Source organism: Salmonella sp. JXY0409-18 (assembly GCF_020268625.1).
Classification (GTDB): domain Bacteria; phylum Pseudomonadota; class Gammaproteobacteria; order Enterobacterales; family Enterobacteriaceae; genus Salmonella; species Salmonella enterica.
The window spans coordinates 1,794,966-1,808,039 of record NZ_CP084216.1 but is presented as its reverse complement, the minus strand read 5'-3'; the positions used below and the strand labels follow the sequence as shown (position 1 = coordinate 1,808,039).

17 protein-coding genes are annotated in these 13,074 nt (G+C 55.8%); all 17 read right to left on the bottom strand.

Translation table 11 applies throughout. The features are described from left to right. Window positions 1-12: 12 nt before the first annotated feature. The 17 genes from cobS to LDB27_RS08410 are packed head-to-tail and all read right to left on the bottom strand — an operon-like array spanning window position 13 to window position 13,068. Window positions 13-756, bottom strand: coding sequence for an adenosylcobinamide-GDP ribazoletransferase (gene cobS, locus LDB27_RS08490; RefSeq protein ID WP_000040001.1), 744 nt, complete (start codon window positions 754-756; stop codon window positions 13-15). After that, on the bottom strand, window positions 753-1,298 hold the full coding sequence (cobU, locus tag LDB27_RS08485) for a bifunctional adenosylcobinamide kinase/adenosylcobinamide-phosphate guanylyltransferase (RefSeq protein WP_000973189.1): 546 nt from the start codon (window positions 1,296-1,298) through the stop codon (window positions 753-755). The genes cobS and cobU overlap by 4 nt, the downstream gene beginning before the upstream one ends. Next, window positions 1,295-2,815 (bottom strand): cobyric acid synthase, encoded by a 1,521-nt coding sequence (locus tag LDB27_RS08480; RefSeq protein WP_000189661.1) that lies wholly within the window; start codon window positions 2,813-2,815, stop codon window positions 1,295-1,297. Before LDB27_RS08480 ends, cobU begins: the two co-directional genes overlap by 4 nt. Then, window positions 2,812-3,627, bottom strand: coding sequence for an energy-coupling factor ABC transporter ATP-binding protein (locus LDB27_RS08475; RefSeq protein ID WP_025715131.1), 816 nt, complete (start codon window positions 3,625-3,627; stop codon window positions 2,812-2,814). Before LDB27_RS08475 ends, LDB27_RS08480 begins: the two co-directional genes overlap by 4 nt. A gap of 8 nt (window positions 3,628-3,635) precedes the next feature. Further along, window positions 3,636-4,313: an energy-coupling factor ABC transporter transmembrane protein gene (locus LDB27_RS08470; protein ID WP_023231075.1), complete on the bottom strand. Its 678-nt coding sequence runs from the start codon at window positions 4,311-4,313 to the stop codon at window positions 3,636-3,638. Further along, window positions 4,300-4,581 carry an energy-coupling factor ABC transporter substrate-binding protein gene (locus LDB27_RS08465; RefSeq protein WP_000753212.1) on the bottom strand — a complete coding sequence of 94 codons (282 nt, stop codon included), beginning with the start codon at window positions 4,579-4,581 and terminating at the stop codon, window positions 4,300-4,302. The genes LDB27_RS08470 and LDB27_RS08465 overlap by 14 nt, the downstream gene beginning before the upstream one ends. Before the next feature lies 1 nt (window position 4,582). After that, window positions 4,583-5,320 carry a cobalt ECF transporter S component CbiM gene (gene cbiM / locus LDB27_RS08460; RefSeq protein ID WP_001728371.1) on the bottom strand — a complete coding sequence of 246 codons (738 nt, stop codon included), beginning with the start codon at window positions 5,318-5,320 and terminating at the stop codon, window positions 4,583-4,585. Next, complete coding sequence (locus LDB27_RS08455) at window positions 5,317-6,030, bottom strand: cobalt-factor II C(20)-methyltransferase (RefSeq protein WP_023231076.1); 714 nt, start codon at window positions 6,028-6,030, stop codon at window positions 5,317-5,319. Before LDB27_RS08455 ends, cbiM begins: the two co-directional genes overlap by 4 nt. Beyond that, window positions 6,027-6,821 carry a sirohydrochlorin cobaltochelatase gene (cbiK, locus tag LDB27_RS08450; RefSeq protein WP_023257662.1) on the bottom strand — a complete coding sequence of 265 codons (795 nt, stop codon included), beginning with the start codon at window positions 6,819-6,821 and terminating at the stop codon, window positions 6,027-6,029. Before cbiK ends, LDB27_RS08455 begins: the two co-directional genes overlap by 4 nt. A 2-nt stretch (window positions 6,822-6,823) precedes the next feature. Then, on the bottom strand, window positions 6,824-7,615 hold the full coding sequence (locus LDB27_RS08445) for a cobalt-precorrin-6A reductase (protein ID WP_001001975.1): 792 nt from the start codon (window positions 7,613-7,615) through the stop codon (window positions 6,824-6,826). Continuing rightward, window positions 7,612-8,337, bottom strand: a complete 726-nt coding sequence (locus tag LDB27_RS08440) for a precorrin-3B C(17)-methyltransferase (RefSeq protein ID WP_000953640.1) — start codon at window positions 8,335-8,337, stop codon at window positions 7,612-7,614. The genes LDB27_RS08445 and LDB27_RS08440 overlap by 4 nt, the downstream gene beginning before the upstream one ends. Continuing rightward, the gene (gene cbiG / locus LDB27_RS08435) at window positions 8,337-9,392 is read right to left on the bottom strand and encodes a cobalt-precorrin 5A hydrolase (protein ID WP_001098922.1); all 1,056 of its coding nucleotides are present in this window, start codon (window positions 9,390-9,392) and stop codon (window positions 8,337-8,339) included. The genes LDB27_RS08440 and cbiG overlap by 1 nt, the downstream gene beginning before the upstream one ends. Then, window positions 9,373-10,146: a cobalt-precorrin-4 methyltransferase gene (locus tag LDB27_RS08430; protein ID WP_000004870.1), complete on the bottom strand. Its 774-nt coding sequence runs from the start codon at window positions 10,144-10,146 to the stop codon at window positions 9,373-9,375. The genes cbiG and LDB27_RS08430 overlap by 20 nt, the downstream gene beginning before the upstream one ends. Continuing rightward, complete coding sequence (locus LDB27_RS08425; protein WP_000650993.1) at window positions 10,130-10,708, bottom strand: decarboxylating cobalt-precorrin-6B (C(15))-methyltransferase; 579 nt, start codon at window positions 10,706-10,708, stop codon at window positions 10,130-10,132. Before LDB27_RS08425 ends, LDB27_RS08430 begins: the two co-directional genes overlap by 17 nt. After that, the gene (locus tag LDB27_RS08420) at window positions 10,698-11,303 is read right to left on the bottom strand and encodes a cobalt-precorrin-7 (C(5))-methyltransferase (protein ID WP_000958838.1); all 606 of its coding nucleotides are present in this window, start codon (window positions 11,301-11,303) and stop codon (window positions 10,698-10,700) included. The genes LDB27_RS08425 and LDB27_RS08420 overlap by 11 nt, the downstream gene beginning before the upstream one ends. Next, on the bottom strand, window positions 11,297-12,436 hold the full coding sequence (gene cbiD, locus LDB27_RS08415; RefSeq protein WP_001292922.1) for a cobalt-precorrin-5B (C(1))-methyltransferase CbiD: 1,140 nt from the start codon (window positions 12,434-12,436) through the stop codon (window positions 11,297-11,299). The genes LDB27_RS08420 and cbiD overlap by 7 nt, the downstream gene beginning before the upstream one ends. Continuing rightward, window positions 12,436-13,068, bottom strand: a complete 633-nt coding sequence (locus LDB27_RS08410; protein WP_000558994.1) for a cobalt-precorrin-8 methylmutase — start codon at window positions 13,066-13,068, stop codon at window positions 12,436-12,438. Before LDB27_RS08410 ends, cbiD begins: the two co-directional genes overlap by 1 nt. Window positions 13,069-13,074 lie beyond the last annotated feature (6 nt).

Here is a 13,074-nt window from a genome sequence, read left to right as displayed (position 1 = left end):
GTAATAATCGGCTCATAACAGAGCCAGCAGAAAGATCAGTTCGCCAAGTTCGATCGCCGCGCCCAGCGTATCGCCGGTTTGACCGCCAAGCGTACGTTTAAGCAACTGGCCAAGGATGAAAATCGCCGCGAGTGTGACCACCATTGCGGCCAGTCCTTGCATACCAGGCAGTAATACCGTGGCGACGATTACCGCCAATCCCAGAGTAATGCAGGTTTGCCGTCCGCTGACTTTACCGATAAATACATTGCCGAGCCCCTCGTCACGGGCGTAGCGATGATGGTACATCAATAAAACGGCGCTGCCACGCCCAGCCGCACAGGCCGCCGCCAGCGCCGCCAACATTGGCGTTCCACGTAACGCCAGTTCGCTGACCACCAGAATTTTTGCCAGTAGCACAAAAATAAGCGCCAGCCCGCCATGGGTTCCCAGACGACTATCGCGCATAATCTCCAGCATTCGCTCACGGCGGCGCGCGGAAAAAATGCCATCGCAGGTATCGGCCAGCCCATCCAGGTGAAAACCACCGGTCAGCAGCGCCAGCGCCAGAATACAGAACAACGCCGCTAGCGGAATACCGCACCAGGATTGCAGGAGGATGAAAATCAGGCCGCTTACGCCCCCCAGAATCAACCCGATAAAGGGAAACATCACGATCCCACGCGAATACTGCTCGAAATCCAGTCCCTGCGACCAGCGTGATGGCACGGGCAAGCGGCTAATAAAAGCGAGCATGGCCCAAAACAGCTTACTCATTTAATTTTGACTCCAATACCTGAGACCACCAGCCAGACCTCATCCGCCGCTGCCGCCAGTCGTTGGTTGACCCGACCGGCAATATCACGAAAATGGCGCGCCAAACGATTTTCCGGGACGATCCCCATTCCCACCTCATTTGTCACCAGTACCACTTTCGCCGGGCAGCGCTGGCAGGCTGCAATTAAAATCTGAATTTCATCGTCAATGGCGCGCTCCATCGCCGCGTAATCCCACTGTTCGGGATCGTTTTCTCCTCCCAGCGCAAACAGCAGATTCGTCACCATGGTGGTAATACATTCCAGTAAAATCGCGTCGTCAGGGGCAAGATCCGCGGTAATCAACGTATCAAGATGCCGCCAGCATTCTGCGGTCCGCCAGTGTGCCGGCCTGCCATCTTTATGATGCTGAATTCTCGCCGCCATCTCGTCATCAAGAATGTGCGAGGTGGCGATATACAGTACCTGCGGCGCATCGCCAATTAAGGTTTCAGCATGACGGCTTTTACCACTACGCGCCCCGCCCGTCACCAGAATCATCATACCGGCTCCTGATATTGTTGCATGATGGTATAAATTTTATCAATATCAATATGTTGCCGCATCGCTTCCGCCAGCAGATCAAATTGCCGCGCTTTATGCTCCGCATAACAAAAAGTCGTTTCCCACGGCGCAAGCCCTTTTCGTGCCCGTAACCCATTGACCACCGCACGGGTAAACGCATCGCTGTCAAACAGGCCGTGAAGGTAAGTGCCAAACGCCAGTCCGTCGGCGGTGACCGCACCATCCGCCACAGAGCATCCATTTTTCTGTAACGTCATGGCCGTACAGCATCCTTCCTGCAGCACCGTTTCCCCCATGTGAATTTCATAACCGCGTACCGGTAGCCCCGCTGCGGCAGCCAGCCAGCCGGGCAGCTCGTCTGACATTGTCGCGTTAACCTGCGTCGTGGTTTTATCCTGTGCAAAGCGAGTGATCGTATTAAGCAGCCCCAGGCCCGGCTGCGTACCCAGCCCCGACTCCACCTCATCCACAATGGTGTCGCCCAGCATCTGGTAGCCGCCGCAAATTCCCATCACCGGCACGCCCTGCCGATGTGTCTGCAATACCGCATCCGCCATCCCGCTTTCGCGCAGCCAGGCGAGGTCGCTCAGCGTATTCTTACTGCCCGGCAGGATCACCAGATCAACGTCAGTCAATGCTTCCGGGCGGCGAATATAGCGTATGCGCACATCCGGCTGCGCCGCCAGAGCGTTAAAATCCGTAAAGTTAGAAATATGTGGCAGTTGCACAATGGCAATAGTGATATCACGGGGGGCGTTACCGCGATATTTATCGTTTTGCAGCGCGACGCCATCCTCATCTTCCAGATCCACATCCAGCCACGGCATCACGCCCAGGACCGGGACGCCGGTAAGCGATTCGATTTGTTCGATACCGGAATAGAGTAGTGCCACGTCGCCGCGGAATTTGTTGATAATGACGCCCTTTACTCTGTCACGCTCCTGTTTATGCAACAGCGCCAGCGTGCCATAAATAGCGGCGAATACGCCGCCCCGGTCGATATCCGCCACCAGAATAACCGGACACTGGGCCATTTCCGCCATTCCCATATTGACGATATCACGATCGCGCAGATTGATTTCCGCCGGGCTTCCAGCGCCTTCCAGCACAATAACGTCATATTCCTGCGCCAGGCTGTTATAGACCGCAAGGATTTGCTCACGCAAACGCGGTTTATAGTCATGGTAACTAACCGCATCCATATTGGTCGCCACTTTCCCCATCAGCACGACCTGCGCCTGGCGATCGCTGGTCGGTTTGAGCAGCACCGGATTCATACGCACATCTGGCGTGATCCCCGCGGCTTCCGCCTGAAAAATCTGCGCCCGCCCCATCTCTTTGCCATCCGGCGTAATACCAGAATTAAGCGCCATATTTTGCGATTTAAACGGCGCGGTACGCAGACCATCCTGATAAAAAATGCGGCATAAACCCGCCGCCAGCACACTTTTGCCGACGTCGGATGCCGTCCCCTGCAACATAACTGCCTGTGTCATGACGCCTCCCTGAATGCGCACTTTTGCATTCGATGAAAAAACTCCGTTTCTGTTTTACACAGCGGCAGTCCCAGTTGAGTATGAAGTTTGACCAGCCAGGGCTGGGTTAGCCCCGCTTGTTCCATCGCTTCCGTACACGCGAAAACCTCGCCAGGCGCGCCATGCGTCAGGACCTGGCCCTGACGTAACACGTATACGGCATCGCTAATTTCATAAATAAGATCGATATCATGGCTGGAGATAATGACATGATTGCCCTGCGCCACAATCCGCCTGATGATAGCAAGCATCTGAGTGCGCCCTGCGGGATCGAGACCAGCAGTGGGTTCATCCAGCAATAGATAGCGCGCCTGTAGCACCAGCGCTCCGGCGATAGCCACACGTTTTTTTTGCCCATGACTCAAACACTGAATGGGCTGATGGCGAAAATGTTGGGCGTCAACCAGCGTTAGCGCCTCGTCGACGCGGCGCGTGATTTCCGCTTCCGGCATCCCCAAATTACGTAAACTAAACGCAATATCGCTATCGATATCAGTATAAAAAATCTGCTGTTCAGGGTCCTGAAAAACCGTCGCAACTTGCTGGCGCAGCGCCAGTAGTCCGCGCTTGCTGTAATCCAGCGGTTTTCCCTGCCACAACACGGCCCCTTTTTGCGGACGCAACAGGCCGCTCAGGTTCATAAAAAGCGTAGACTTCCCACAGCCGTTCGCACCCACCAAACCGGTAACAGGCGAAAGCGAAAAATCCAGATTTAACCCTTTAAGTACCGGCTCATCCTGATAACGAAACCACAGGTCTGAAGTGGCAAGCATAATAGTCCTTACAGGTGAAAATCACCCTGATACAGTTTGATATCCAGCGTGGTGGTCATTTGCTGATAACGCATTAACACCCGCGTAAACAGGAGTCCAGTCAGCATTGCCAGAGATCGATAGCCGTTCGGCAGGCTGCAATAACCAAAACGCAGCGTTTGCGCGCGACGAATTGCCGCCGCCTCATCCAGAAGAATAAAGAGAAAGCGCCACGTTAACAGGATTTGCTCGGTAAGCAGGCGTGGAATATGCGCGCGCTTAAGCAAGCTAATTAACTGCGGAAACGGTAGGTTCATCACCAGCCACAACGTCGCGGACAGCGCCGTCAGGCTACGCCAGAACGTTTCATTCGCCGTAACCACGCCCGCACGGATAATCCCGATCCAGTATGGCCCGACAGATATGCCAGCCAGCAGCATTTGCGGCTCGCGGCTGATGCTGAAGATAATCGTTATCACGCCGACCAACAAAAATCCAAAAGGTATCGCCATCCATCGACACCAGCGCCAGAGGGATATGCGCAATAGCCAACAGCTCAATCCGGCAATGATCAGCAGCTCAATGCCCTGCCCTACAGGCGGCAGAACAAACGCCAGTATCATCATCGCCAGCCACAGCAAAAACTTGCGCTGCGGCGCAACGTGTGCCCAGCGGCTTTGATAGCTGAGTCGATCAAGCCCGGTCATCACGGCGTTGCTTACCTTTGCAATACCCCAGGATATAAAAAATCACCGCCGCGCCAAGAGAGCCCTGAAGGGTAAACAGCAGGCTTTCAATTTCACCGCTGGCGGGTTCATATAACGGCTGAAACCAGGGTTTATACTGCGGCGCAATAGCCTGAATCTGGCTTTCCGCTTCGCCGTCTGAACCGCCATATTCACCGCCATGGTTAATAAAAAACGGCAGAATCACCAGCGCCACCACCATCGCTAACAACATCAACGTTTTTTTCATTTTAATGTCCTTGTATGGTAATCACTTGCCGTTTAGTTAACTGGTCATAAATCATGACGGTTAATAAACCTTCGGCAATGGCGACAGGAATCTGTGTGAGGCAGAAAATCCCCATAAACTTCACAACAGACCCTGTCGCTCCGGCATGGGGATCGGGAAACGCAACGCCAAGCTGGACTGAAGTCACAAAATAGGTCGCCAAATCCGCCAGCATCGCGCACAGAAAAACGGCGACATCGCGGCGCAGTCCGGCACGGCAGGCCATTTTCCACACCAGATAACCGACAACCGGGCCAATCACCGCCATCGACATTCCATTTGCGCCAAGCGTCGTCAGGCCGCCGTGCGCCAGCAATAGCGCCTGAAACAACAGCACAACCGCGCCGAGAATCGCCACTACCCCGGGCCCGAACAAAATAACCGCCAGACCAACGCCGGTCGGATGTGAACAACTCCCCGTTACCGACGGAATTTTGAGCGCGGACAGGACAAAAATAAACGCGCCGCACAGCGCCAGCAGTACCTTCTGATGATTATCCTCCTGCACAATACGCCGTAAGCGCACCAGCCCATACCACAAGCAGGGTAAAAACAGTAGCCACCAGGCCAGCGCCCACACTGGCGGTAAAAAGCCCTCCATGATATGCATCGCAAACGCCTGTTGCGGGACAACCATCAGCAATAGCGCTGCAGCCAGTCCACTGAAAGACAACTGTCTAAGCTGCTGTTCAAGTTTCATTCTGCATACTCCCACTGTTTATTGACCAGAATGGTCGAAAAATAGGGCAACGCTTGATCATCGTTGACCTCGTGGAGATGGCGCCAGCACTGCTCGCCGGGCAGTGTGGCCTCGGACATCATTAAGGCGCATTCCAGCAGGCCAGCCTGCGCCAGCAACGCTTTAATACGGGCGAATCGGCCATACACTTTCATCAACACCAGGCTATCATGCTGTTGTAGCGCCTGGGCTATTTCCGCTTCCGGCGCGGTACAAGAAATAACCGCCAGCGATTGCCGTTCTATGGCGAGCGGCATTTTCGCGCGGGCGGCTATCGCGGCGAAGGACGTGACGCCGGGGACAATCTCCAGCCACTCCGGGCAGCCGATTCGCTGGAGTAAAAAAATCCAGGTACTGAATAGCATCGCATCGCCCAGGGTAATAAAACCGACCTGTTTACCCGCTTCCACCTCTGCGGTAAGCGCGGCGGCAACCTCGTTCCAGACCGCTTCTTTCTCGGTGCCGTCAGCGCTCATAGGGAAATGGCAACAACGTACTTCCGTCTGCTCGCCGAGATAGTCGCGCACAATCGACAGCGCCAGACTATCGCCCCCCTTACGACCGGCGGGCGCATACAGAATGTCCAGCGAGCCAAGAATCCGCGCTGCGCGGACGGTTATCAGGTCGGGCGCGCCTGGCCCGGTACTTAATGCGTATAATTTACCGTTCATGCCGCCTCCTCTACCGCCAGGTTCAGCGCCTGGTGCAAATGCGCGACAAACATCGCCCGGATAGCCGGGTTTTCTCCCAGCCCGCTCAGCCACGGCGTCGCCGGAATGCCCGCCGCGTTAAAGCGCATTTTCCATGAGTCGCCGTCGTCTGAAGCCATATCATTAATGGCGTGATCGCCCGCCACCAGCATTAATGGCATCAAATGTACGCCGGTGACGCCTTCGTCACGCAGGCTGTCGATCAGGATGTCGACCTCCGGGTAGCTTTCTACGGCGCCGACGCGCGCCGGAAAGCGCTGCACGGTCATCATATGATCGAGGCAGGCATAAGCTGCGAATGCGTGATGGCTGGCGCCGTGGCCCATAAAAACGACTTTCTCCGTTTGTCTGAGCGATGGCATCTGTTGTCGCAACGCCTGCATTAGCTGCACATAATCGTTATGGCTGCTCAGCAGCGGCACGCCCAGCGTCAGGCGAGTGAATAACGGACGCAAGATTTGTACTTCACGGACAATTTTTTCATATTCGTCGCCGTTAATAATGTGCAACGACTGAATCGCCACGTCCTGATATCCCTGTGCGGCAAGCTTTTGCAAAGCCTGTAATGGCGTATCGATGTCGATACCGTCACGCTGGCGAAGCTTGCGAATGATCATTCCGGAAGTGAAGGCGCGAAACAGGTCGCGATCGGGACAGGACGCCGCCAGATCACGTTCGCACGCCACAATGTTTTTTTCACAGGTGTCGTGATAGCTGGTGCCAAAACTGACCACCAGAAGCGCTTTTTTCATTTTTACTCCTTAGCTGCGGCCAGCCAGCGCGATAAACGCTGCGCAAAGGCGGCCTGGCTTTCCAGTAACTCATCACCCGTCACAAGCGGCGTCGGGCGCGCAATAACGATGCAGGGAATGCCCGCATCCAGACAGGGCTGAACTTTTTCCTGATATCCCCCCTCCGCGCCGGACGCTTTGGTAATGACCACGTCGGCCCGGCACTGGTGGTAAAACGCGGCGTTAAAATCAGCGCTGAACGGCCCACACAGTGCGAAAATTTCTCCAACGCCGAACCCCAGTTCGCTGCAGCGTTGAATCACCTCCGCCACGGGCAGTACGCGCGCCAGCAACGTTTTTTCCGCCAGTCCGGCACGCCAGACGGCCAGATCTTTACTGCCGGTCGTCAGTAACACGCGCGGACCAAAACGCCTCGCTATCTCGCAGGCATCGGCAATACTGCGCGCCGTATAGAGAAGCGGATGCGTCAGATTGCTAAGCTGCTCCGGACGCTGATAACGACTTAACAACACGCCTGCCGTTTCACAGGCGCGAAGGAGGTTATGGCTGACCATTTCTGCATAAGGATGCGACGCATCTATTACCCAGCGAGTACGGTTTTCTTTTAGCCAGGCGACCATCTGCCCGTACTCCAGACGACCACAGCGCACCTGTCCTTTAATGTCGCCAGCCAGCGCTTTTCCGGCTGGCGTCGCCACGGATAAGGTGTATGCGACGTTCGCCGCATCCAGTTGTCGGCATAACGCGCGCGCATCGCTGGTGCCGCCCACCACCAGCACATCTCCCTCATTCACAGCGTGTAACCTCGCGGCGTTATCATCAGCCCATCCTGAACATAGGTCGTTTTATTACCAACGATGACCAGACTGGTCATATCTACCGGTTCAAAATCCATATCGCCGAGCGTAGTCAGCCATTTTTCCTCTTTCTTACGTCCGGCGGATTTCACCACGCCAACCGGCGTTTGCGCGCTTTTACTGGCGGCAAGCAGGTCAAACGCGCGCGTCAGATGCCCTTCGCGCCCGCGGCTGCGCGGGTTGTAAAAACAGATAACAAAGTCTGCCTCTCCGGCGGCAACGATGCGCTTTTCAATTACCGGCCACGGGGTCAGCAGGTCGCTGAGGCTGATATGGCAGAAGTCATGCATCAGCGGCGCGCCCAGTAAAGAGGCGGCGGCGATGCTCGCGGTCATGCCAGGAATGAGCCGCACCTCGACGTCCAGTTTTTGCTTGCCGACCAGTTCCAGCACCAGGCCCGCCATGCCGTAAATTCCCGCATCCCCGCTGCTGATGAGCGCGACGTTATGCCCGGCCTGCGCCAGTTCAATAGCCGCCTGGCAGCGTTCAATTTCCTTACACATGCCGGTCTTGATCACCTGTTTATCGCCGGTAAATGCTTTAACCAGATGGGTATAGGTTTTGTAGCCCACGACGATTTCCGCCGCCTGAAGCGCCTCAATCGCCTCCATCGTCATCATTGCCTGCGAACCGGGGCCAATACCAATTACGCTCAACATCAGTGTGCAACTCCTAAAGTAATAGTGACGCCCTGTTCTCGCAGGGTCTCGCCTAACAATTGTCCCTGGCTTAATAACCACGCAGCCGGGCCGGATACGCTGCCAACGCCCACCGTTTTTCTGACGAAGCCAGAACCGGGAAAATGGTGTTCGAATTCGCGCAACGCTTCGGCGGTAAAGGTTTTAAAAGGCACGCGGCAGCAGGAGGCGAGCTGAATAAGCCCCGGCTCCCCTTTTTTGAGCGTGACGCTGCCAATCGCTTTTAACGCCAGCGGATCGAGTTTCTGCGCTTCAAGCTGGCGCGCCAGTAATGTCGCTAACAGGGGAAATGGCGTATTGCGGCGACAGCCAATTCCCGCCACCACACGCTGGGGCACCAGTTTCCAGTGCAGTACGGGAAGCTCAGGGAGGTCATTACGCAAAGAGACGCAGATAAGCGCATCCAGCTCAGGCAACCGCTGCAAATCATCAACAGGGATAAAACCGCGAATATCGCACTGGCCGATCTCTTCCGTTAGTTCGGCATCCCACCATAACCCCACACGTTGATGACTGACCAACATCTGGTTAACGGTTTTTACCGCCGTGCGAAGATCGGTCATGCGGGCGTTAAGCTGGAAAGCTAAAGTGTCCAACGCGGACATCTCATTGACATCCGTTGCCGTGGTAATCACCGGATCGGCGCCTAACATTCCTGCCAGGTAGCGCGTCAAGGCATTGGCCCCGCCCGCATGACCGGAAAGCAGGCTAATGACATGCTGACCACGTTCATCAATGACGACCACCGCCGGATCGCTGAACTTGTCGTTCACTAACGGCGCCAGGACACGAACGGCAATGCCGGTCGCGCCGATAAAAATAAGCGCGGTATAAGTGGTAAAAGCCTGCCGCGCGGTATTAGCGAATCCGCCATCGAAGGGAATAAATCCCTCTTCCCGCAGTTTTTCACTGGTAAAGCAGGTTAACGGCAGCATCGCGGCGAGTCTCTTTGCCAGCGCCACGCCGCCGGGCGTCAGGCAAAACAACGCAATGGATTCAGGCTTTACGGTATTCATGGCTAAAGTCCGCTGCATAAAGTCTTGAGTAGTGATACTCCTTACCCAGAAAATTCCCGACCAGGATTAGCGCCGTCTTACGGATGCCAGCATCACGTACTTTGTCGCTAATATCCGCTAATGTGCCGCGAACGGTCTGGCTTTCCGGCCAGGTAGCCTTATAGATCACTGCGACAGGCGTAGTTGCCGGATAACCGCCGGCAATGAGACGTTCTGCCACCCGGTGAATACGCTGAACGGAGAGATAAATCGCCATCGACGTCTGGTGACTGGCGAACGCCTCCAGTTGTTCGCGCGCCGGTACTGGCGTACGCCCTTCCAGACGGGTAATAATGAGACTCTGCGATACCTCCGGTACGGTATATTCCACACCCAGCTCCGCCGCAGCGCCGAGAAACGCGCTAACGCCAGGCACTACCTGCCAGTCGATACCACGGCGGGTTAACTCTTCGCCTTGCTCACGCACGGAGCCGTACAGCGAGACATCGCCCGTTTGCAACCGCACCACCGTTTTTCCCGCTTTCACGCCCGCGGCCATCAGCTCGATAATCTGCTCAAGATGCAGTTCGGCGCTGTCGTAGCGTTCTGCCTGCGCGGGGCAGTAATCCAGCAGTTCGGTATTGATCAGCGAACCGGCATAGATAACTACCTGCGCCTGTTGCAGCAGGCGGTAGCCTTTAAGCGTGATCAGCTCGCGATCGCCCGGCCCGGCGCCGACGAACCATACACAGCGTGGATCAAATGTCTCTGACATGGTTTTCTTCCTTCTGACAGGCGATAACAAAAACAGGATTGTTCGGTTTGAAATAGTGTCCCGCCCCCAGCGGCGTTAACGATGAAAGCTGAAGCTGTACACAGTCCATTCGACATGCGCCGATGCGCGCAAGATGCGCCAACGCGCTATAAAGGTTTTCCTGCAAGATAAAGGTCATCACCAGACGGCCACCGGGATGCAGATGGCCCATCGCCCAGTCAATCAGCGCCGTCAGATGCCCGCCGCTGCCGCCCATAAACACCGCATCGGCTTTCCCGGTTATGGTCATTGGCGCTTCGCCGGGGAGAATATCGATATTGCCGCAGGCAAAGCGCTGACGATTCTCATCAAGCAGCCGTAGCGCGGCAGGATTACGCTCGATAGCCGTCACCTGCAACGAAGGAAATTGCAGCGCCGCTTCAATTGAGACGCTTCCCGTTCCCGCCCCGACGTCAATCAGGTGACTGGCGCGGTGGAGCTCAAGTTTCGACAGCGCCAGCGCCCGTACCGCCTCTTTGGTCATTGGCACGTTCTCGCCGCGCAGAAAAAGCTCATCTTTCATCCAGGATCACCACTGCATTCATTTCATAGTCGGCGTTGACCGCACTGACGGGTAGCCAGTGGATCCGCTCATTTTCCATCGCCAGATTTTCACCAATCACCATTAAGCGATGCCCTTTGCCCCGCGCGACCAGTTCCCGCGCGATTTCTCGCGGCCCGCAGCGGGCATCCGTGACCATCGCCACTTTGCGATGGTTCGCTAACTGATCGAAGCTGACGCAACGACCGTGGCTACTGGTCAACCACATGTCATTCATATCAATTCCAGCCTGTGCGCACAGATACTGTACGGCGCTGATGCCAGGGATAATGCGAACCTGTTCGATACCAAAATGCGCCACCAGGCGTGTACCGATGCCATAAAACAGCGGATCGCCGGAGGCCAGCACCACGATCCCTTTATCCCAACGGGCGGCAATCCAGGACAACAACGCGCCAATATCCGCGCCCAGCGTAAATCGTTCGCCGCCAAACGCCGGAAACTGCGCCAAATGGCGTTTACCGCCTGCCAGCGCATCGGCGTGGTCTATCGCTTCCAGCGCCGCAGGCGTCATCAAATGCCGTCCAGCGGGCCCCATACCCACGACCGTTAGCATTGCAGCTCCTTAGCAATCTCGTCGACGGGACGATTACTGCCGAGAATATGGTTATCAAAAGAAAACAGGATGGCGTCGCAGACAGGCGGCGTTTTGGTAAAACGCAGCATCTGCATGACTCGCAAACAAATACGCCTGGCAAGATGGTTATAGATATGCCCGAAGCCATATGCTTCAATGTGCTCCATTGCCGCTTCAGTGGTATCGCAATCGCTGACCAGGGTGAGTAACTCCAGCGGCGCGCCCAGTAAAGCTAAATGCGCGACCAGCGTTTCCATGCGCGCATCGGCAATATGGCTATGGGTATGAAAGATCCCGGCGGCGATTTTGATCAATTTTCCAGGATGCCCCACCAGCACTATCTGGCAAAATCCCAGCCGTACCGCCTCTTCAATCATGTAGCCGACAAAATTGCTCATGGTGACGACCGCCTGTGTGTCGACGCCCATTTGTTCGCGAACAAACCGTTCGCCGTGGTTGCCCGGCACGAGTATCACCCGCGTTAATCCTGACGCCCGTTTGATCTCCAGTTCCAGCGATAGCGAGCGTTTCCAGCTTTCTTCCGACATCGGCGTCACAATGCCGGTAGTGCCAATAATGGAAATGCCGCCAAGAATGCCAAGCCGCGAGTTATACGTTTTTTGCGCCCGCGCTTCACCTTCCGGGGCAAAAATCTCCACATCGGCCCCACGCGCCGGGCCTATCGCTTCGCGCACCGCAGATTCAATGGTATGACGCGGCGTACGATTGATGGCGGCGCTCCCGAGGGGTAGTCCAATCCCTTTACGCGTTACCGTACCAATACCTTCGCCGCCAGTGAGCGTAATCTCACCGCTGTCGTTGAGCGTAACGCGGGCAAAAATCAGCATTCCGTGCGTGGCATCCACATCATCGCCGCCATCTTTACGAATTGCGGCTATCGCCTGTCGGCCTTCAATGTGCGGCGACTCCACGTTCAGGCATAGCGTGACGCCCGACGGCGTGACGATGGAGACCTGATGAATCAGATGTTGACGCAATACCATCAGCGCGGCGACTTTTGCCGCCGCCGTCGCGCAAGAACCGGTGGTATATCCTTTACGTAACGCTTTACCGTGGCGCCAGACCGGCGCGTCAAAAGAAAGCTCGCTCATCAGGCCTCCCGGAGGTGATAGAGCAGCGCATTGACGATAGCGGCAGCCACGTTACTGCCGCCTTTACGCCCTAACGCGGCAACCGCGGGAAAATGGCTATGGGTGAGCGCCTCTTTGGACTCCGCCGCGCCGACAAAGCCTACCGGTACGCCCACCACGCCGCTCACCGTCACGTTATGTTCAAGCAAACGGAACAGGGCCGTCGGCGCATTACCGAAAACAAAGAGCTTGTTTTTCTCCTCCTCGGCGATAGCGATATCGACGGCAGCCATTGAACGGGTAATCCCCTGCGTTTTTGCGGCGCGCACCACGCGCGGATCGCTGATATAACAGCGACACTCGCTACCAAACGTCGCCAGTAATCTTTTATTAATGCCGGACAGCGCCATCGTGGTATCGGTATAAATAATGCATGGTTGACGTAGCGCATCACAAAGCTGCTCCAGCGCATCGGCAGAGAACCACAAAATGTCCAGCCAGTCGAAATCGGCGGTGGTATGAATAACCCGCTTGATAATGGCCTCATGGAGCGGACTGGCGAAACGGTAATCAGGACGCGTTTCGCGAATAATGTCGCTAATAATGGTGAAACTGTTGGCCTCAATGGTTTGGGGCTGCTGGATATAATGCATACTGTC